The sequence below is a fragment of the Bacillus sp. GW821-FHT01G09 genome (assembly GCF_059422205.1).
Genome location: NZ_JBWKWL010000006.1, coordinates 209,188 through 228,246, shown reverse-complemented (window position 1 = coordinate 228,246; position 19,059 = coordinate 209,188). Strand labels below are relative to the sequence as shown.

The following is a 19,059-nucleotide window of genomic DNA, read 5'->3' as shown; positions in this document are numbered from 1 at the left end:
TTGAAAAGCGCCTTAAAGGAGTGAATAGGATGTCTGAAGCATATAAAAACGCAGGAGTTGACATCGAAGCCGGATATGAAGCTGTAAAACGAATGAAAAAACACGTGGAGCGCACGAAACGGCTTGGCGTTATGGGCAGCCTTGGCGGTTTTGGCGGCATGTTTGACCTGTCTGAGCTTTCTTATCAAAAACCAGTTCTCATTTCGGGAACGGACGGTGTCGGCACAAAATTAAAGCTCGCTTTTTCCATGGATAAACATGACACGATTGGCGTGGACGCTGTTGCAATGTGTGTCAATGATGTGCTGGCACAAGGTGCAGAGCCGCTGTTTTTCCTCGATTATTTAGCGGTCGGCAAAGCGGACCCAGTGAAAATTGAACAGATTGTACAAGGTGTGGCGGAAGGCTGTGAGCAGTCAGGTTCAGCCTTAGTCGGCGGTGAAACGGCTGAAATGCCGGGGCTCTATACAGCTGATGAATACGATATTGCCGGTTTCTCAGTCGGAGTGGCAGAAAAGGACGAAATCGTGACTGGAGAAAACATCGAAGAGGGCCATCTTTTGATCGGCCTCAGCTCCAGCGGCCTTCACAGCAACGGATTTTCCCTTGTCAGAAAAGTGCTTCTGGATGATGCGGAGCTGGACCTTGATACAACATATGAGCCGTTTGAACGCCCGCTTGGCGAGGAATTGCTTGAACCGACAAGGATTTACGTGAAGCCTGTGCTTGCCGCGGTCAAAAGCGGAAAAATCGACGGCATGGCGCACGTGACAGGCGGAGGATTTATAGAAAATATTCCGCGTATGCTTCCGGAAGGCTTAAGTGCGGAAATTGATCATGGCTCATGGCCGATCCCGCCAATTTTTTCTTTCTTGCAAGAGTACGGCAAGCTAAAGGAAGAAGACATGTTCAACGTCTTTAATATGGGTATCGGTTTTGTTTTGGCAGTCAAAGAAGAGCATCTGACAGATGTGATCGGAACGCTTGAAAGCCATGGCGAAAAAGCCTATTTAATTGGGCGTGTGAAAAAAGGTGAAGGCGTCACATTCGGCGGTGCGGCACTTTCATGAAAAAGTTTGCGGTATTTGCATCAGGAAACGGTTCAAACTTCGAAGCCATCGTCACGCGTTTGAAGGAGGAGAACTGGGATGCGTCAGCAGCGCTCCTCGTTTGCGACAAACCGCAGGCGAAAGTCATCGAACGGGCGGAAGCATTCCACATTCCATCCTTTGCATTTGAGCCGAAGTCTTATGAAAACAAGGCTGCATTTGAAAAAGCCATTATTGAACAGCTTCGTCTTCACGAGGTTGAATTGATTGTTCTTGCCGGCTATATGAGGCTGATCGGTGATACGCTCCTTCAAGCATATGGAGGAAAAATCATTAACATTCACCCGTCGCTTCTTCCGGCGTTTCCTGGAATCGACGCAGTCGGACAGGCATACCGGGCGGGTGTGAAGGTGGCCGGAATCACTGTGCATTATGTCGATGAAGGAATGGATACAGGTCCGATCATCGCTCAAAAGGCAATCGAAATTGATGAACATGATACATTGGAAACAATCGAACAGCGGATTCACAAGCTTGAGCATAAATGGTATCCGAGTGTGATTAAACAGCTATTAGGATTAAATAACAGAGGTGAAAAGGCATGACCATTAAACGTGCGTTAATCAGTGTTTCAGATAAAACAAATCTCGTTCCTTTCGTAAAAGAACTGACAGAGCTTGGCGTTGAAGTCATCTCCACAGGCGGAACGAAAAAGCTGCTTCAAGAAAACGGTGTAGATGTGATCGGAATTTCTGAAGTGACAGGCTTTCCTGAAATTATGGACGGCCGGTTAAAAACCCTTCACCCGAATATTCACGGCGGTCTTCTGGCGGTTCGCGGCAATGAAGAGCATATGGCGCAGATCAATAAACACGGGATTCAGCCGATTGACCTCGTTGTCGTCAACCTCTATCCATTTAAAGAAACGATTTCTAAAGAAGACGTCACGTATGAAGAAGCAATCGAAAATATCGACATCGGCGGACCTGGCATGCTGCGTGCGGCATCAAAGAACCATCAAGATGTCACGGTTATCGTCGATCCGGCCGATTACAGCCCAGTGCTAAATCAAATCAAAGAAGAAGGCAGCGTATCTCTTCAGAAAAAACGCGAGCTCGCGGCAAAGGTATTCCGTCATACTGCGGCATATGATGCACTGATCGCTGACTATCTGACAAATGTTGTCGGTGAAAAAGAACCAGAGCAATTCACTGTGACATTTGAGAAAAAACAATCGCTTCGCTATGGAGAAAACCCGCATCAGGAAGCAACTTTCTATCAAACAGCTCTTCCTGTCAAAGGCTCCATTGCGCAAGCAGAACAGCTTCACGGAAAAGAGCTTTCTTACAACAACATTAAAGACGCGGATGCGGCAGTTCAAATCGTTCGTGAATTCACTGAGCCGGCTGCTGTTGCTGTAAAGCATATGAATCCGTGCGGTGTAGGAACAGGAAAAACGATCGCCGAAGCGTTTGACAGAGCGTTTGAAGCGGATAAAACATCTATCTTCGGCGGCATTATCGCGCTGAACCGTGAAGTGGACAAGGCAACTGCCGAAGCGCTTCATAACATTTTCTTAGAAATCATCATTGCGCCTTCATTCAGCCAAGAAGCGCTCGACGTCCTGACTGCGAAGAAAAATCTCCGTCTGCTAACGCTTGACGTATCCGCCGCTGTTCAAAAGGAAAAACAGCTGACATCTGTTCAAGGCGGGCTGCTGATTCAAGATTTAGATATGCACGGCTTCGTTGATGCTGAGATTAGCATTCCGACAAAAAGAGAACCGAACGAGCAAGAGTGGGAAGACTTGAAGCTTGCTTGGAAAGTCGTGAAACATGTGAAATCAAATGCGATAGTTCTCGCGAAGGACAACATGACAGTCGGCGTGGGAGCAGGCCAAATGAACCGCGTCGGATCGGCAAAAATCGCAATCGAGCAAGCAGGGGAAAAAGCGAAGGGCAGCGCGCTCGGTTCGGATGCATATTTCCCAATGCCAGATACTGTCGAAGAAGCGGCAAAAGCGGGCGTTACAGCCATCATTCAGCCAGGCGGATCGATCCGTGATGAGGATTCTATCAAAAAAGCGGATGAATACGGCATTGCCATGGTATTCACCGGCATCAGACACTTCAAACATTAAGGGGATGAAAACGACGTGAATGTATTAATTATCGGTAAAGGCGGAAGAGAGCATACGCTGGCGTGGAAGGCGGCGCAAAGCAGCCTCGTCGAGAATGTATTTGCCGCTCCCGGAAATGACGGCATGGCAGCTTCTGCACAGCTTGTAAACATTGAGGAGAGCGACCACGCAGGGCTTGTCTCATTTGCAAAAGAAAACCAGGTCGGCCTGACCATTGTCGGCCCTGAGGTTCCTTTAATTGAAGGTCTGGTGGATGAATTCGAAAAAGCGGGCTTACGTGTGTTCGGTCCGTCAAAAGCCGCGGCGATCATCGAAGGAAGCAAACAGTTCGCTAAGGATTTAATGAAGAAATACGACATTCCGACCGCAGAATACGACACGTTTACATCCTTTGAAGAGGCGAAGGCATATGTGCAGGAAAAAGGTGCTCCGATTGTGATAAAAGCAGATGGACTTGCAGCTGGAAAAGGCGTTACTGTGGCTATGACAGAGGAAGAAGCAATTGCGTGTCTGCATGACTTTCTTGAAGATGAAAAGTTCGGTGATGCGAGCGCGTCCGTTGTCATTGAAGAATATCTTTCTGGTGAAGAATTTTCTCTGATGGCCTTTGTCAAAGGGGAAAAGGTGTATCCGATGGTGATTGCCCAGGATCACAAGCGTGCGTTTGACGGAGACAAAGGCCCGAATACGGGCGGAATGGGCGCTTACTCTCCAGTTCCGCAAATTTCGGAAGAAACGGTTCGCCATGCTGTAGAAACGATCGTTAAGCCGGCCGCAAAAGCAATGGTACAAGAAGGCCGTTCCTTCACTGGCGTTTTGTACGCTGGATTGATGCTTACTGAAAACGGCTCGAAGGTCATTGAATTTAATGCCCGTTTCGGCGATCCGGAAACACAGGTCGTGCTTCCGCGCATGGAATCTGATCTGGTACAGGTGCTTCTTGATCTTTTAGATGATAAGGAAGTTGACTTAAGATGGAAGGATACCGCGGCAGTGAGTGTTGTGCTTGCATCAGAAGGGTATCCGGAAAGCTACGCAAAAGGCACGCCGATCGGCAGCCTTGCAGCAGAAACTGAGCAGGTCGTGGTCTTCCATGCCGGAACGAAAGCAGAAGGCGGAGAGTTTGTTACAAACGGGGGGCGCGTCGCCAATGTGACAGCTTTTGATGAATCGTTTGAAGCGGCTAGAGACCGAGTGTACAAAGCGGTTGATGAAATATTCAAACCGGGACTCTTTTTCAGAAAAGATATTGGGGCACGCGCTTTAAAGGCTGCCCAAAAATAAGTGAGGAAAACCCGCAGATTAGCTGCGGGTTTTTTGTTATCAAAAAGCGGGATGGCAGCTAGAAGAAGAAAGCACAACGAGCGTGGTTGGTTTTCCATGGGCCATCGAGGCGTCAATAAAATCCTCAAGCGTATGTACCGATTCAGTCACGACCTTTGTCACATAGCTGTACATCCCCGTGATGCGGTGGTTTTCTGCTACATCAGGATGCGATGTTGCAAAGGCAGCGTAGTGCTTGCAGCTTTTCGGCTCCATGAGAATAAAAGCGGTGACATGCTTGTTTAGTTTTTCGTAACAGATATTCGCGCTGTAGCCGGTAATCACTCCTTTGTCTTCCAGCTTCCTGACACGCTCCGCCGCGCTTGGCGAGCTGAGTCCGACAAGCTTTCCCAGCTCAACCATCGTTAATCTGCCGTTTCGCTGCAAATGCGAGAGAATCTGAAGGTCTGTATCGTCCATTTGTCTGGCTCCTTTACATATTTAGGCGAATGAATGAAAATTCCTTTGATCGTAAGGTAATGCTGTTGATTTAACTTCATTGTAGCATATGGATGTCGTCTTATTTTTTCTATAATAAAGCCATCAATCAGAGAGGAGGCATCATGTTGCCAGAATTGCAGCGTTCGATCACTTGGATACAGGGAACGGCGTTAACGATTGGGGCGGTTTTAGGCTGCGGGATATTAATCTTGCCGTCTGTCACCGCGGACACGGCCGGTCCGGCTTCTTTATTTGTCTGGGTATTCATGTCCTTCTTATCCTTTCTTCTTGTCGGCACGCTGGCCCGGCTTGTGAAAATAGCGCCCAGCGCGGGAGGAATCACGGCTTATGTGCAGCTGGCCTTTCAGAAAAAAGCAGGGGCTATTTTGGGCTGGATCATGTTAGGGTCCGTTCCGATCGGCGTTCCCATCATCGCTTTGACTGGCGCGCATTACGTCAGTTACATCACAGAGGCGGCCGATTGGCAGATTACATTGATTGCTGGTTGTATGCTGGCTATATCTATTTTGCTTCATATGAGAGGGATTCAACTATCCGCAAACATCAGTACACTCGTTATATGTGTCATCGTATTTCTGCTTGTCACTTCTATTGCTGTGTCATTGCCACACGTCACGATAGCAGAATTCAAACCGTTTCTTCCGCATGGCTGGTCTGCCGCTGGATCTGTTTCTGTTATGATTTTTTTCTCTTTTGTAGGCTGGGAAATGATTACCCCATTGGCTGAGGAGTTTCATCGCCCTGAAAAAGATATCCCGCTCAGCTTGTTTTTGGCAGCGTCTTGTGTGGCGGGGCTGTATATCTTGCTGTCATTTGTGACGGTGGGAACTCATTCATACGGAGAGAATGGAGAAATTGCATCGCTTGCAATGCTCATCTCAAAAGGAGCAGGGGAAAGCGGTGTATATGTCACGGTATGTTTAGCGCTGTTTATTACATTCGCCACCATCCATGCCAATATTGCTGGTTTTTCCAGAATGGTGTACGCATTGGCGAGAGAGGGGCACATACCCGTATTTTTTGGAAAACTCAGTGCGACAAAACGTACGCCTATCCGTGTTTTGACAGCGATGGCCGCAGTGTTTGGCTTAGTGCTTGCGGCGCATGGCCTGTTTCAAATCGATTTGACGACTCTGTTGAAAGGGCCGAGCGCGGCTTTTATCGCATCTTACATATGTACATTGGCGGCAGCACTGAAACTCCTGAGATGGAGAGATTCAGGCTGGTGGATGGCGCTCGGAGCATTTGTGGCGTGCGCAGTGATTTACTCATTCAGCGGCTGGGCGCTTCTTTATCCGGCAGTGCTGGCAGCTGCAGGATATCTCTATATGAAAACAAAGGGTGGGCATAAAAAAAAGCTCGATCACGTTTCGTGATCAAGCTTTTTCATTTATCCGTTATGCTGGCCGTTATTTCCAGAATCGCTGTGTTGAAACATGTAGGTCACAGGACAGAAGCGCAAGATTCCCGAACCCGCTTTCATGGCCCCCATAAAGATGTAAAAGAGATGCATTCTGCACCAAGGTTTTTTCGTAAACTTTGCACTGGCGGCTGACATAATCGTCAATCCGCATGCGATTCTGAAAACGGCATTGATGAGACTGATGTTTGGCTTCAAGGAAATCCGCTCCTTTTACTTAAAAAAGTTTATTAATCGAACCTTCAAAAATTTGTAACGTTTTTATCGTGCGTGATGAGGAAGGATGTGATACCATGAGTCTAATACATGTAAAGGAGAGTATGTGAATGTCCGAACGCACCTTTAACTGGAAAAACAAAGACATCAGGGCACAGGTTGATGTTGTAGACTCAAAGCTGCTTCCAACGCTCCTTTTACGGAATGCTCTCGTCTTAAATCCATATGTAAAACAATGGCTGAAAAAAAACATTTGGATTTATCAGGACCGCATTGTTTATGTGGGTCATGAACTTCCGAATAGAGCCGAAGAAATTCATACGATTGATTGTGAAGGAAAATACATTGTGCCAGGTTATATTGAACCGCACGCACATCCTTTTCAAATATATAATCCCCAAACACTGGCGGAATATGTGTCTCAATACGGAACAACGACATTCGTGAATGATAACTTATTTTTGCTTTTGCAAAGCGGAAAAAAGAAAGCGCTTACGATTTTGAATGAACTCAAAAAGCAGCCTGTCCAGTATTTTTGGTGGTCACGCTATGACCTCCAGACCGAGGTTCTGAACGAGGACCACGTCCTTCCATTTGACGTCAGAAAACAGTGGATTGAACATCCGGATGTGATTCAAGGCGGAGAAATGACCGGATGGCCTCGCCTGATAGATGGTGATGATTTAATGCTCCACTGCATGCAAGCTACAAAGAAACAGAGAAAACGCATTGAAGGGCATTTTCCCGGCGCTTCTGATAAAACGCTTACAAAAATGAAGCTGTTCGGTGCGGATTGTGATCATGAAGCGATGACAGGTGATGAAGTGATGAGAAGGCTGGAACTGGGCTATTATGTTTCCCTTCGGAACTCTTCCATTCGCCCTGATGTAAGAAAAATCTTGCAAGAACTGCATGAGAAGGGCTTCCGCTATTATGACCACTTCTTTTACACGACAGATGGCGCTACCCCGAATTTCTATAAAGGCGGCATGACAAACGAGCTGATTCGCATCGCGTTAGAAGAAGGCGTACCTGCAATCGACGCCTACAATATGGCATCATTTAATATCGCAAAGTATTACCAAATGGATGATTATTTAGGAGTTGTCGGACCGGGTAGACTGGCATCGCTCAACATACTGGAAGATCCGTTAAATCCGAATCCAGTGACTGTTCTGTCAAAAGGGACTATTCTGCGTGAAGACGGCTGTGATTTGAAGGCGTTTACAAAGACGGACTGGCACAAAGGCGGTCTTGTCCCGCTTGAGCTTTCATATGATATGACGATGGATGACTTGCAGTTTTCTATGCCGATGGGCGTGAAAATGCGGAATGCGGTTATTATGGAGCCATATATGATTGAGATCGACAATTCGATGGAACAGCTCTCGTTTGACCATGATGAAAGTTATTTGACGATGCTCGACAGACACGGGAAATGGCGCGTCAATACGATGATAAAAGGGTTTGCCTCAAGCGTGCAGGGATTTGTAAGCTCCTTTACGACGACGGGCGACATTGTCGCGATTGGAAAAAATAAAGCGGATATGCTGCTCGCTTTCGCCCGCATGAAAGAAATCGGAGGAGGAATTGTTTTAGCGGAGAACGGAAACATTCTGCATGAAATCCCGCTTGCGCTGTGCGGCTGCGCCTCTTCGGAAGCGTATGAAGACGTGCTTGAGAAGGAACAAAAGCTGAGAGATCTTTTGACTGAAAGAGGCTATGAGTTTTGCGATCCTATCTATACGCTGCTCTTTTTGCAAAGTACGCACCTTCCGTATATACGTATTACGCCAAGAGGAATCTTCGACGTCATGAAAAAAACTGTACTCTTTCCATCGATAATGCGTTAAAATATAAAAGAGCAGGGAGCCGACATATGAAAAAATGGATGACAGTTTGCGCGCTGTGTTTCGTGTTTTTTCTGCTGGTATCCTGCCAGCAGAAGGATGCTGTCCCGGATACTGCAAAGAAGCTGAAAGCTCCTTTAACGGGGCTAAAGACTGAACAGAAGGTGACTGAACGCCGGCCTGTTGCTGTTGTGGTGAACAATCACCCGAAGGCGAGGCCGCAGTCGGGTCTGTCTAAAGCCGACATTGTCATAGAAGCGCTAGCCGAAGGGCAAATCACAAGATTTCTGGCCATTTTCCAAAGCCAGATGCCTGAAACTGTCGGACCTGTGCGGAGCGCGCGGGAATATTTCGTCACTCTCAGCAATGGCTTTGACAGCATATTTGTCCATCACGGCTGGAGTCCCGGCGCCAAAGAGCAGCTGGAATCCGGAGCTGCCGATTATATGAACGGATTGGATTTTGACGGAAGCTTATTTTGGAGAGCTGATTTCAGCAAACCGCCCCATAATTCCTACACGTCTTATGATTACATAAAAAAGGCGGCGGAACAAAAGGGATATGAGCTGAAGCAGGAAACAAATCCGCTGCTGTTTCAAACATCAGATGCAAAACCTGCAAATGAATCTTACAATGTTCGGGTAGATTATGGAACAAATAACGTTACAAATCTTGTCGAATACAACTATGATAAAAAAGCTGAATCTTATACAAGAAGCTCTGATGGTGTCATAACGACAGACCGGGAAACCGGAAAGCCGGTTGCAATGCAAAATATTTTCATTGTTGAAGCCAGCCATCATATTATTGATCAAGATGGAAGGCGGGACATCGACTTGGAATCAGGGGGAAAAGGTCTGTTGTTTCAGCACGGAAACGTCATTGAAACAGACTGGAAACAAGTGAATGGCAGAATTGTGCCGGTAAAAGACGGCAAGTGGCTTCCGTTTGTGCCAGGAAAGACTTGGATCAATATCGTACCTGATCTTGATGCGGCTTCCATTAGTAAAGGAGAAGGTGTGTAACGATGCAAATCGATAAATTACGCGGCAAAGAGCTGGACCAGTTATTTAACTCGATCTTATCGCTGAAAGACCTGGAGGAATGTTACCGATTCTTCGATGATCTATGCACAATTAACGAAATTCAATCGCTGGCTCAGCGCCTTGAAGTGGCGCGCATGCTTCGCGAAGGAAACACGTATCATAAGATTGAAACAGAAACAGGCGCTTCCACGGCTACGATTTCCCGTGTGAAACGCTGCTTAAATTACGGGAATGACGCTTATGAAATGGCGCTTGACCGTGTGAAGGAGACGGAAACTGAGTCTTCTTCAAAATAACATAGAACCGCCCTGCCGTTCGGCAAGGGCGGTTTCTTTATGAAACAAATTGATGGATCAGGTTGTCGATATCGATGAGACTGCCATCCTCTTTCCGATAGACAACATGCTCCTTGGAAAAATGAATCGGCGAATTGATCCCTGCTGCGGCTGCAAGGTTAAACAGCCCCTCGCGCAGGGAAATAACGTAGTTGCAGACACGATGCTGTTTTTCCTCAACGCTCAACGCTTTTTGCAATTTCGGATCTGTCGTCGCCACACCTGCCGGACAGGTGTTGGTGTGGCAGACGAGAGCGCGGATGCAGCCAACGGAAAACATCATGCCGCGTGCGATGTTGACAAAGTCAGCGCCGAGGGCTAAGGCGACCGCGATTTTATCAGGAGTCAGGAGCTTTCCGGAAGCAAAGATTTTCAGCTGGCTGCGCAAGCCGTACTGTTTAAGAAGCGTGTCAACAATAGGCAGCGCTGTCATAATCGGAAGGCCGACTGTATCCGCGAGCTCGTAAAAGGAAGCTCCGGTACCGCCTTCACTTCCGTCGATCGTGATAAAATCCGGATGCTTTCCGCTTTTCTGCATATAAGAGAAAAGCTCATGCAATTCTTCAGGATGCCCTGCGACAAGTTTGATGCCGACTGGCTTTCGCCCGACATCTCTAAGTTTTTCAATAAAATCGAGCATTTCAGGAGGGTTTGAGAATTCATAAAAACGGTTCGGGCTGTCAATCGACTTTCCAGGTTCGACATTCCGAATGTCTGCCACTTCCTCTGATACTTTGGCGCCGTCCACATGGCCGCCGCGGGTTTTCGCTCCTTGTGCCAGCTTTAGCTCAAACGCTTTAATCTGGTCAATCCTGCTTTTTCTTTTAAATTCCTCCCATGAAAATTCCCCGTTTCTTTTGCGCACGCCGAATAGGCCCGGTCCGATTTGGCAAATGATATCGGCGCCGCCCTTTAAGTGATATTCAGACAATCCTCCTTCACCTGTATTCATCCAGGTTCCGCCTGCCTGATGAAGCCCTTTTGAGAGCGCCGTAACAGCCCGTTCTCCAAGAGAACCGTAGCTCATGGCAGACTGGCCGACTAAGCCCTTCACATAAAATGGCTTCTCGCATGTATGCTCGCCAATCACCTGTACATCATCAGGATGGAGAAAGTACGGGTCTGCCTTGATATGTTCGGCATGCTCCTTGCGTTTGAACAGATTGTCAGCATCCATTTTATAGATTTGGGTTTCAATTTTTGGCGTTTGATTTACATGCATTTCTTCCCTTTGTTTTGGAAACATAGCGTTACGGATATAATAGCCAGGTTTATCAAAATCTCTTACAGATCCAAAGCCCATCATTCTGCTTTTGTATTTGCCGGAGATGACGGTTTGCTCATATTCCTTTCGTGAAAAAGGCTGCTCCTCATTGTCATTGCTGTATAAATACTGCCTCAGCTCCGGCCCGATTTTTTCAAGGATATACCGAAACCTTCCGATGACGGGATAGTTGCGAAGAATTGAGTGCTCCTGCTGTTTTTCATCCTTTATGTAGATCCAGGCAAACAAGACGATCGGGATAGCGATGATCCCTATGATAAATGCGATGAGTGCTATTATGATGGTTTTCATCTCTCAGCCTCCCTTTTTATGTAACCATTTCCACAGTTGAACACTTTCCAAACAATAGCAGAAGGAATCTGGTGAAAAATGTGTGCTTTTGCCGATACAGGACTCAGCAAGCAGGTACTGCCATATGCTCTCTTTTTTTATGAAAAAAGAATCAAAACACCTTTTTCAGTGAATAACGAGATTAACGGCTTTTTCCGTTTTTCCGCGCTATGTGAATTTGTTATAATGTTTAAATGGTAACAAACGAATGGAGGAACGTATGACGTGTACGATGTAACGGAGTGGAAGCATGTCTTTAAACTCGATCCAAATAAAGATTTGCCTGACGAACAGCTGGAGATTCTTTGCGAATCAGGAACGGATGCGGTCATTATCGGAGGCAGTGATGGTGTAACAGAGGATAATGTCCTGCGGATGATGTCTAAGGTAAGACGGTTTTTGGTGCCGTGTGTCCTAGAGGTGTCAGCGATTGAAGCGATCGTTCCCGGCTTTGACTTATATTTTATTCCGAGTGTATTAAACAGCAAAAACGCGGATTGGATTGTCGGAATGCACCAGAAAGCCATGAAGGAATACGGAGAACTGATGTCTATGGAAGAAATCGTGGCGGAGGGCTACTGCATCGCAAATCCAGATTGCAAAGCCGCGGCACTGACTGAAGCGGACGCCGATCTGAATATGGATGATATTGTCGCCTATGCGCGTGTGTCGGAGCTGCTGCAACTGCCGATTTTTTATTTAGAATACAGCGGCGTGCTTGGAGACATAGAAGCTGTCAAGAAAACGAAGGCTGTATTGGAAACGTCAACCTTGTTTTACGGCGGCGGCATCAAGGATGCGGAAACGGCCAAGCAGTACGCAGAGCATGCGGACGTGATCGTTGTAGGCAATGCGGTGTATGAAGATTTTGACAGGGCTTTGAAAACAGTAGCGGCTGTGAAAGGCGAGTAGTAAATTGTACGGATTTGGTTTATGATAGAACATATGTTTTGTATAGGCGGGTGAACAAATTTTGAATTATATTAGCAATCAATTACTAAGCGGTTTAAACCCCGTTCAGCAGGAAGCTGTCAAAACAACGGACGGGCCTCTTTTGCTGATGGCGGGAGCGGGAAGCGGAAAGACGCGTGTCCTGACACACAGAATTGCTTATTTAATGGCAGAAAAGCATGTGGCGCCGTGGAACATTCTGGCGATCACATTTACAAATAAAGCGGCACGCGAAATGAAAGAACGTGTGGAAAGTATCCTTGGACCCGGCGCGGACGATATCTGGATTTCCACATTCCATAGCATGTGCGTGCGGATCTTGCGCAGAGATATCGACCGGATTGGGATCAACCGAAATTTCTCCATCCTTGATACGGCTGACCAGCTTTCAGTGATCAAGGGGATTTTGAAGGAGCGCAATCTTGATCCGAAGAAGTTTGACCCGAGAAGCATCCTCGGTACGATCAGCAGTGCAAAAAACGAATTGACCGAACCGGAGGAATTCTCTAAAGTTGCCGGCGGCTACTACGATCAGGTGGTCAGCGATGTATATGCTGATTATCAGAAGAAGCTATTGAAAAACCAGTCGCTCGATTTTGACGATTTGATTATGACGACGATTAAACTGTTTGACCGAGTGCCGGAAGTGCTTGAATTTTATCAGCGCAAATTCCAGTACATTCACGTTGATGAGTATCAGGATACGAACAGGGCGCAATACATGCTCGTTAAGCAGCTTGCCGAGCGTTTCCAGAACCTTTGCGTTGTGGGGGATTCTGATCAGTCAATCTACAGATGGCGCGGCGCGGATATCACCAACATCCTTTCATTTGAAAAAGATTATCCGAATGCAAGCGTGATTTTGCTAGAACAAAACTATCGTTCAACGAAACGGATTTTGCGCGCGGCTAACGAGGTCATTAAAAACAACTCTAACCGCAAACCGAAAAATTTGTGGACGGAAAACGATGAAGGCATCAAAATTTCCTATTATCGCGGTGATAATGAGTTCGGTGAAGGACAGTTTGTGGCCGGCAAAATTCATCAGCTTCACAGCTCAGGCAAGCGGAAGCTGTCTGATATCGCCATTTTATACCGGACAAACGCGCAGTCCCGTGTGATTGAGGAAACGCTTCTCAAAGCGGGTTTGAACTATAACATTGTCGGCGGCACAAAGTTCTATGACAGAAAAGAAATTAAAGACATTCTTGCGTACCTGCGCCTCGTATCCAATCCGGATGACGATATCAGTTTCACGCGCATTGTCAATGTGCCGAAGCGCGGAGTCGGCGCGACATCACTTGAAAAAATCGCTTCGTATGCGGCCATAAACGGTTTGTCATTTTTCCAAGCGATTCAGCAGGTTGATTTTATCGGCGTCAGTGCCAAAGCGGCAAACGCGCTTGACAGCTTTAGACAGATGATTGAAAACCTGACCAATATGCAGGATTACTTATCCATTACAGAGCTGACAGAAGAAATTCTTGATAAGACGGAATACAGAGAAATGCTGAAGGCTGAGAAATCGATCGAAGCCCAAAGCCGTTTAGAAAATATCGACGAGTTCCTGTCTGTTACGAAAAACTTTGAACAGAAAAGTGAAGACAAGACACTCGTTGCGTTCCTGACAGACTTGGCGTTAATCGCAGATATTGATCAGCTCGATCAGAAGGAGGAAGAGTCAGGCGGCAAGGATGCGATCACCCTGATGACACTGCACGCCGCGAAAGGACTGGAGTTCCCGGTTGTTTTCTTGATGGGGCTTGAAGAAGGCGTCTTCCCGCACAGCCGTTCTCTCATGGAGGAAGCGGAAATGGAAGAAGAACGCCGCCTTGCGTACGTTGGGATTACAAGGGCGGAACAGGAGCTTTATCTGACCAATGCTAAAATGCGCACCTTGTTTGGCCGGACAAATATGAACCCGGAATCTCGCTTCATTGCCGAAATACCGGATGATTTATTGGAAAACCTAAATGAGAAAAAAGAAACGAGAGCGACGTCTGCGAGAAAAATGCAGCCGAGACGCGGCCCTGTTTCACGCCCGGTATCCTACGCCAGCAAAACAGGCGGCGACACCTTGAACTGGGCAGTCGGAGATAAGGCGGGCCATAAAAAATGGGGAACAGGAACTGTCGTCAGCGTGAAAGGCGAAGGAGAAGGGACGGAGCTTGATATTGCCTTCCCGAGCCCTGTCGGCGTGAAACGCCTGTTAGCAGCATTTGCTCCTATTGAAAAGCAGTAATTGAAGAGGAAAGGAAGAAGCAGATGGACAAAGAAACAGCGAAGCAGCGGGCAGAAGAACTGCGCCGCACCATCAACAAGTATAGCTATGAATATTACACCTTAGATGAACCGAGCGTCCCAGATGCCGAATACGACAGATTGATGCAGGAGCTGATTGCGATCGAGGATGAGCACCCAGACCTCAGAACGCCTGACTCTCCTACGCAGCGCGTCGGCGGAGCCGTGCTTGAAGCGTTTCAGAAAGTCACCCACGGCACACCGATGCTCAGTTTGGGCAACGCCTTTAATGCTGATGATCTTCGTGATTTCGACCGCCGTGTGCGCCAAGCCGTCGGCGACGATGTGGCGTATAATGTGGAGCTGAAAATAGACGGTCTTGCTGTTTCTCTCCGTTATGAAGACGGCTATTTTGTCAGAGGGGCCACAAGAGGTGACGGAACGACTGGAGAGGATATTACGGAGAACCTGAAGACGATCCGCAATATCCCCCTTAAAATGAACCGTGAGCTGTCAATCGAAGTGCGCGGAGAGGCGTATATGCCGAAACGTTCGTTTGAAGCACTCAATGAGGAACGGATTAAAAATGAGGAAGAACCGTTCGCCAATCCGCGAAATGCCGCGGCGGGATCTCTCAGGCAGCTCGATCCGAAAATTGCAGCGAAACGAAACCTCGATATCTTCGTCTACAGTATAGCGGAGCTTGACGAGATGGGTGTGGAGACGCAAAGCCAAGGGCTTGATTTTCTCGACGAACTCGGATTTAAAACGAATCAGGAACGAAAAAAATGCGGCAGCATAGAAGAAGTCATAGTGCTGATCGATGAGTTTCAGGCGAAGCGCGCAGACCTGCCGTATGAAATAGACGGCATTGTCATTAAAGTCGATTCTCTCGATCAACAGGAGGAGCTCGGTTTTACGGCGAAAAGCCCGCGCTGGGCCATCGCGTATAAGTTTCCTGCTGAAGAGGTCGTGACGAAGCTTCTCGATATCGAATTAAATGTCGGCAGAACGGGTGTGATCACGCCGACCGCGATTCTTGAGCCGGTAAAAGTTGCCGGCACAACGGTCTCAAGAGCATCCCTTCATAACGAAGATTTAATTAAAGAGAAGGACATTCGGATTTTGGATAAGGTTGTCGTCAAAAAAGCGGGCGATATCATCCCGGAAGTTGTGAATGTCCTCGTTGAACAGCGCACAGGAGAAGAAAAGGAATTCAGCATGCCGACGGAATGTCCTGAATGCGGCAGTGAGCTCGTCCGGATTGAAGGAGAAGTGGCGCTTCGCTGCATTAACCCTGAATGTCCGGCGCAAATCCGGGAAGGGCTGATCCATTTCGTTTCCCGTAATGCGATGAACATTGACGGGCTCGGCGAACGAGTGATCACACAGCTGTTTGAGGAAAACCTTGTCCGCAATGTGGCAGATTTATATAAGCTGACGAAGGAACGAGTCATCCAGCTCGAGCGCATGGGCGAAAAGTCCACTGAAAACCTGATCAGCTCCATCCAAAAATCAAAAGAAAATTCGTTAGAGCGTTTGCTGTTTGGGCTTGGCATCCGTTTTATCGGATCAAAAGCTGCAAAGACGCTTGCCATGCATTTTGAAAGCTTGGAGAACCTGAAAAAAGCCTCTAAAGAGGAACTTCTCGCGGTAGATGAAATCGGTGAAAAAATGGCTGACGCTGTCATCACTTATTTTCATAAAGAAGAAATGCTTGAACTCTTGAATGAACTTCAGGAGCTGGGCGTAAACACGCTCTATAAAGGCCCGAAAAAAGTAAAAGCAGAGGACAGCGACTCTTACTTTGCCGGTAAAACAATTGTTCTGACAGGAAAGCTGGAAGAGCTGTCAAGAAACGAAGCCAAAGCGCAAATCGAAGCGCTGGGCGGAAAGCTGACTGGAAGCGTCAGCAAAAACACAGACTTAGTCATCGCCGGAGAAGCGGCGGGAAGCAAGCTGACAAAAGCACAAGAGCTGAACATTGAAGTGTGGAATGAAGAACAGTTAATGGGAGAGCTAAAGAAATAAGAGGAGTGTTTTCTATTGAAAAAGACGTTGGCATTGGCGGCAACGGCGGCAGTATTAATGCTGTCTGCCTGCTCGTCAGGTTTCGGGGGGGAGAAGGAGGAAGAGATTACGCAAAAGACGGCGAAATCGTCAGAAAAAGCGATTGTCCCGAAATATAATATCTCTGACTCCTATTACAAAATGGTGCTGCCGTTTAAGGCAGGCAAAGCGCGCGGCTTAACAACGGAACAGCTGAATACAAGGCTGGACATTGACGAGTTTGAAACAGGGCTGATGCGTCTTGCCCAAGATTCTTTCTCGACTGACGATTATCTGTTCCAAGAAGGACAATATTTAGATGAGGATACAGTATTAAGCTGGCTGGCACGGAAAAAAACGGGCTCTGATTTGAAAAAAGCCGAAAAAGAAGATAAAAACTTCAAAAATGAAGGCTTGAATCCAGCGCTCCCGAGCTCTGGTTCAACAGAAGAAAAGAACGAAAGCAGCCCGATTTATTTAGCATCCATGCTTGAGCACGATTATTTAGTCAGAAAAGACAAGAATTCTATCCAGCTTGGCGGCGTCATGATCGGACTGGCGTTAAACTCCGTGTATTACTATCGTGAAAAAACTGGCGACCCGCAAAAAGAAGTGGAGATTAAAGACAGCACGCTTCGCCAGCAGGGAGAAAAAATTGCACAGGAGGTTATTAACCGCCTCCGCAAAAAAGATAATTTGAAGAATGTGCCGATTACCGTCGCGCTTTATAAGCAGGCGTCAAAAACATCGATTGTGCCGGGGAACTTCATCGCCAAAACAGAGGTCAAAGCAGGCTCTACTGATATCTCAAATTGGGATGACATCAATGAAAAATATGTATTCTATCCGGCAGATACAACCACAGCAGAAAAGTACCCGGATGACACCGAGGTCTTTAAGCGGTTTAAAAATTCAATTGAAGAATATTTCCCGAACTATACAGGCGTTGTCGGTACAGCGCTGTATGATAATGATGAAATGAAGAAAATGAAGATTGACATACCAATGCAATTCTACGGAAAAAGTGAAGTTGTCGCGTTTACCCAGTTCTTAACGGGTGAAGTGATGGACTACTACTCTAAGAGCTCAGTTGATGTCGAAGTCAATATCACGTCCTCAGACGGACAGGAAGCGGTCATTATCCGCAATGCTGGAGATAAAGAGCCGACTGTTCATATTTATGACTGATAGAAAACCCTTGTGCCATATTGGCACAAGGGTTTTTATGTTACAATTAACAGGAAAAGGGAAAATATTTCCGCTTCTGCCGAAACACAAATCAAGGGGAGGTATGTTGATGCTGGAAATCGTGTGAAAACAATCATTATCAAATCTATAGCAATGAAAGGATGTTAGACGTGCATAAAGATATCAAAAAAATATTTCATGAAGAGCAGGTTTTGGCAGAAGCTGCAGCGAAATACGGTTTCTCAAAAGATCAGGTGCGTTTTCTGGCTGATGCGGAAAACTATGTATATGAATGTATGAAAGACAATCAACCTTATATTTTAAAGATTACCCATACGATTCGGAGATCTTCTGATTATATAATGGGAGAGATGGAATGGCTCCGTCACCTTGCAATAGGGGGAATTTCAGTAGCCAAACCGCTCCCGTCGCTGAACGGAAAAGATGTAGAAGCAGTGCCGGACGGAAACGGCGGGTCATTTTTATTGAGAGTGTATGAGAAAGCGCCGGGGCAAAAAGTGGATGAATCGGACTGGAATGAAACGCTATTTTATGAGCTTGGCAGATACACAGGCAGCATGCACAGCCTGACAAAAAGCTACAAATTGAGCAATCCCGCTTTCAAAAGACAGGAATGGGATGAAGAGGAGCAATTAAAGCTGAGAAAATATGTGCCTGAAGATCAGATAAAGGTGTTTCAGCAAGCCGATTCTTTGATGAATGAACTGCGGAGGCTCCCGAAAAGCCAGGACAGCTACGGCTTGGTGCATGCGGATCTGCACCATGGCAATTTTAACTGGGATCATGGCAAAATCACGGCATTTGATTTTGATGATATCGGCTACAACTGGTTTGTTAACGATATTAGCATTCTTCTCTACAATGTCCTGTGGTATCCTGTTGTGCCATATGATGATAAAGCTGCGTTTACAGAAGAATTTATGACGCATTTTATGAAAGGGTACTGGAAGGAAAATGAGCTTGACCCTACATGGCTGATGATAATACCTGATTTCCTCCGCCTTCGCCATATGCTGATTTACGGATTGCTGCATCAGATGTTTGACCTTAACACAATAGGAGAAGAGGAAAAAAAAATGCTGGCCGGTTTCAGAAGAGATATAGAGAATGGCACGCCGATTACAGCATTTGATTTTTCAGCACTGGTGTAGAT

Annotated in this window: 16 protein-coding genes; 13 read left to right on the top strand and 3 right to left on the bottom strand. The window is 46.7% G+C overall.

All coding sequences use genetic code 11. The annotated features are described in order from the left end of the window. Positions 1-29: 29 nt before the first annotated feature. From purM to purD, 4 genes are read left to right on the top strand one after another with little or no spacing between them, the layout of a single operon-like run. The gene (gene purM / locus AC07VD_RS19690) at positions 30-1,070 is read left to right on the top strand and encodes a phosphoribosylformylglycinamidine cyclo-ligase (protein ID WP_003233945.1); all 1,041 of its coding nucleotides are present in this window, start codon (positions 30-32) and stop codon (positions 1,068-1,070) included. Next, positions 1,067-1,654, top strand: a complete 588-nt coding sequence (gene purN / locus AC07VD_RS19685; protein WP_021481301.1) for a phosphoribosylglycinamide formyltransferase — start codon at positions 1,067-1,069, stop codon at positions 1,652-1,654. Before purM ends, purN begins: the two co-directional genes overlap by 4 nt. Beyond that, the gene (purH, locus tag AC07VD_RS19680; RefSeq protein WP_024572879.1) at positions 1,651-3,189 is read left to right on the top strand and encodes a bifunctional phosphoribosylaminoimidazolecarboxamide formyltransferase/IMP cyclohydrolase; all 1,539 of its coding nucleotides are present in this window, start codon (positions 1,651-1,653) and stop codon (positions 3,187-3,189) included. The genes purN and purH overlap by 4 nt, the downstream gene beginning before the upstream one ends. Before the next feature lie 15 nt (positions 3,190-3,204). Then, a complete protein-coding gene (purD, locus tag AC07VD_RS19675; RefSeq protein ID WP_086343535.1) occupies positions 3,205-4,473 on the top strand; it encodes a phosphoribosylamine--glycine ligase in 1,269 nt (422 codons plus the stop codon). A 39-nt stretch (positions 4,474-4,512) separates the two neighbouring features. On the opposite strand, the gene AC07VD_RS19670 is transcribed toward purD, so the two are convergent. Beyond that, positions 4,513-4,932: an Lrp/AsnC family transcriptional regulator gene (locus AC07VD_RS19670; protein ID WP_015252648.1), complete on the bottom strand. Its 420-nt coding sequence runs from the start codon at positions 4,930-4,932 to the stop codon at positions 4,513-4,515. Between the two features lie 143 nt (positions 4,933-5,075). On the opposite strand from AC07VD_RS19670, the gene AC07VD_RS19665 reads away from it, so the two are divergent. Then, a complete protein-coding gene (locus AC07VD_RS19665) occupies positions 5,076-6,350 on the top strand; it encodes an APC family permease (protein ID WP_342819708.1) in 1,275 nt (424 codons plus the stop codon). A 14-nt stretch (positions 6,351-6,364) separates the two neighbouring features. Here AC07VD_RS19665 and AC07VD_RS19660 read toward each other — a convergent pair whose 3' ends face one another. Next, positions 6,365-6,592, bottom strand: a complete 228-nt coding sequence (locus AC07VD_RS19660; protein WP_047182212.1) for a YgaP family membrane protein — start codon at positions 6,590-6,592, stop codon at positions 6,365-6,367. Positions 6,593-6,720: 128 nt separating this feature from the next. Between AC07VD_RS19660 and AC07VD_RS19655 the strand changes: the two genes are divergently transcribed. The 3 genes from AC07VD_RS19655 to AC07VD_RS19645 are packed head-to-tail and all read left to right on the top strand — an operon-like array spanning position 6,721 to position 9,802. Beyond that, on the top strand, positions 6,721-8,463 hold the full coding sequence (locus AC07VD_RS19655) for an adenine deaminase (RefSeq protein WP_349612310.1): 1,743 nt from the start codon (positions 6,721-6,723) through the stop codon (positions 8,461-8,463). Between the two features lie 26 nt (positions 8,464-8,489). Beyond that, positions 8,490-9,485 (top strand): DUF3048 domain-containing protein, encoded by a 996-nt coding sequence (locus tag AC07VD_RS19650; protein ID WP_077671605.1) that lies wholly within the window; start codon positions 8,490-8,492, stop codon positions 9,483-9,485. A 2-nt stretch (positions 9,486-9,487) separates the two neighbouring features. Continuing rightward, positions 9,488-9,802: a YerC/YecD family TrpR-related protein gene (locus tag AC07VD_RS19645; protein ID WP_003219429.1), complete on the top strand. Its 315-nt coding sequence runs from the start codon at positions 9,488-9,490 to the stop codon at positions 9,800-9,802. A 37-nt stretch (positions 9,803-9,839) separates the two neighbouring features. Here AC07VD_RS19645 and AC07VD_RS19640 read toward each other — a convergent pair whose 3' ends face one another. Further along, positions 9,840-11,417 (bottom strand): FMN-binding glutamate synthase family protein, encoded by a 1,578-nt coding sequence (locus AC07VD_RS19640; protein ID WP_336805513.1) that lies wholly within the window; start codon positions 11,415-11,417, stop codon positions 9,840-9,842. Positions 11,418-11,681: 264 nt separating this feature from the next. Between AC07VD_RS19640 and pcrB the strand changes: the two genes are divergently transcribed. From pcrB to AC07VD_RS19615, 5 genes are all read left to right on the top strand, one after another. Further along, positions 11,682-12,368, top strand: a complete 687-nt coding sequence (pcrB, locus tag AC07VD_RS19635) for a heptaprenylglyceryl phosphate synthase (RefSeq protein WP_003233922.1) — start codon at positions 11,682-11,684, stop codon at positions 12,366-12,368. Positions 12,369-12,429: 61 nt separating this feature from the next. Beyond that, complete coding sequence (gene pcrA / locus AC07VD_RS19630; protein ID WP_015383008.1) at positions 12,430-14,649, top strand: DNA helicase PcrA; 2,220 nt, start codon at positions 12,430-12,432, stop codon at positions 14,647-14,649. Positions 14,650-14,672: 23 nt separating this feature from the next. Further along, positions 14,673-16,679 (top strand): NAD-dependent DNA ligase LigA, encoded by a 2,007-nt coding sequence (gene ligA, locus AC07VD_RS19625; protein ID WP_041333598.1) that lies wholly within the window; start codon positions 14,673-14,675, stop codon positions 16,677-16,679. Between the two features lie 15 nt (positions 16,680-16,694). Beyond that, positions 16,695-17,885 carry a CamS family sex pheromone protein gene (locus tag AC07VD_RS19620; protein WP_076458660.1) on the top strand — a complete coding sequence of 397 codons (1,191 nt, stop codon included), beginning with the start codon at positions 16,695-16,697 and terminating at the stop codon, positions 17,883-17,885. 161 nt (positions 17,886-18,046) lie between these two features. Then, positions 18,047-19,057: a phosphotransferase enzyme family protein gene (locus AC07VD_RS19615; RefSeq protein ID WP_494721956.1), complete on the top strand. Its 1,011-nt coding sequence runs from the start codon at positions 18,047-18,049 to the stop codon at positions 19,055-19,057. Positions 19,058-19,059 lie beyond the last annotated feature (2 nt).

What these genes read in the sequence shown, in the direction of transcription:
- purN (WP_021481301.1), top strand. Translation starts at nt 1,067, where the DNA reads ATGAAAAAGTTTGCGGTATTTGCATCAGGAAACGGTTCAAACTTCGAA.
- purM (WP_003233945.1), top strand. Translation starts at nt 30, where the DNA reads ATGTCTGAAGCATATAAAAACGCAGGAGTTGACATCGAAGCCGGATAT.
- AC07VD_RS19670 (WP_015252648.1), bottom strand. Translation starts at nt 4,932, where the DNA reads ATGGACGATACAGACCTTCAGATTCTCTCGCATTTGCAGCGAAACGGC.
- purH (WP_024572879.1), top strand. Translation starts at nt 1,651, where the DNA reads ATGACCATTAAACGTGCGTTAATCAGTGTTTCAGATAAAACAAATCTC.
- AC07VD_RS19645 (WP_003219429.1), top strand. Translation starts at nt 9,488, where the DNA reads ATGCAAATCGATAAATTACGCGGCAAAGAGCTGGACCAGTTATTTAAC.
- AC07VD_RS19655 (WP_349612310.1), top strand. Translation starts at nt 6,721, where the DNA reads ATGTCCGAACGCACCTTTAACTGGAAAAACAAAGACATCAGGGCACAG.
- ligA (WP_041333598.1), top strand. Translation starts at nt 14,673, where the DNA reads ATGGACAAAGAAACAGCGAAGCAGCGGGCAGAAGAACTGCGCCGCACC.
- AC07VD_RS19615 (WP_494721956.1), top strand. Translation starts at nt 18,047, where the DNA reads ATGTTAGACGTGCATAAAGATATCAAAAAAATATTTCATGAAGAGCAG.
- AC07VD_RS19650 (WP_077671605.1), top strand. Translation starts at nt 8,490, where the DNA reads ATGAAAAAATGGATGACAGTTTGCGCGCTGTGTTTCGTGTTTTTTCTG.
- AC07VD_RS19665 (WP_342819708.1), top strand. Translation starts at nt 5,076, where the DNA reads ATGTTGCCAGAATTGCAGCGTTCGATCACTTGGATACAGGGAACGGCG.
- AC07VD_RS19640 (WP_336805513.1), bottom strand. Translation starts at nt 11,417, where the DNA reads ATGAAAACCATCATAATAGCACTCATCGCATTTATCATAGGGATCATC.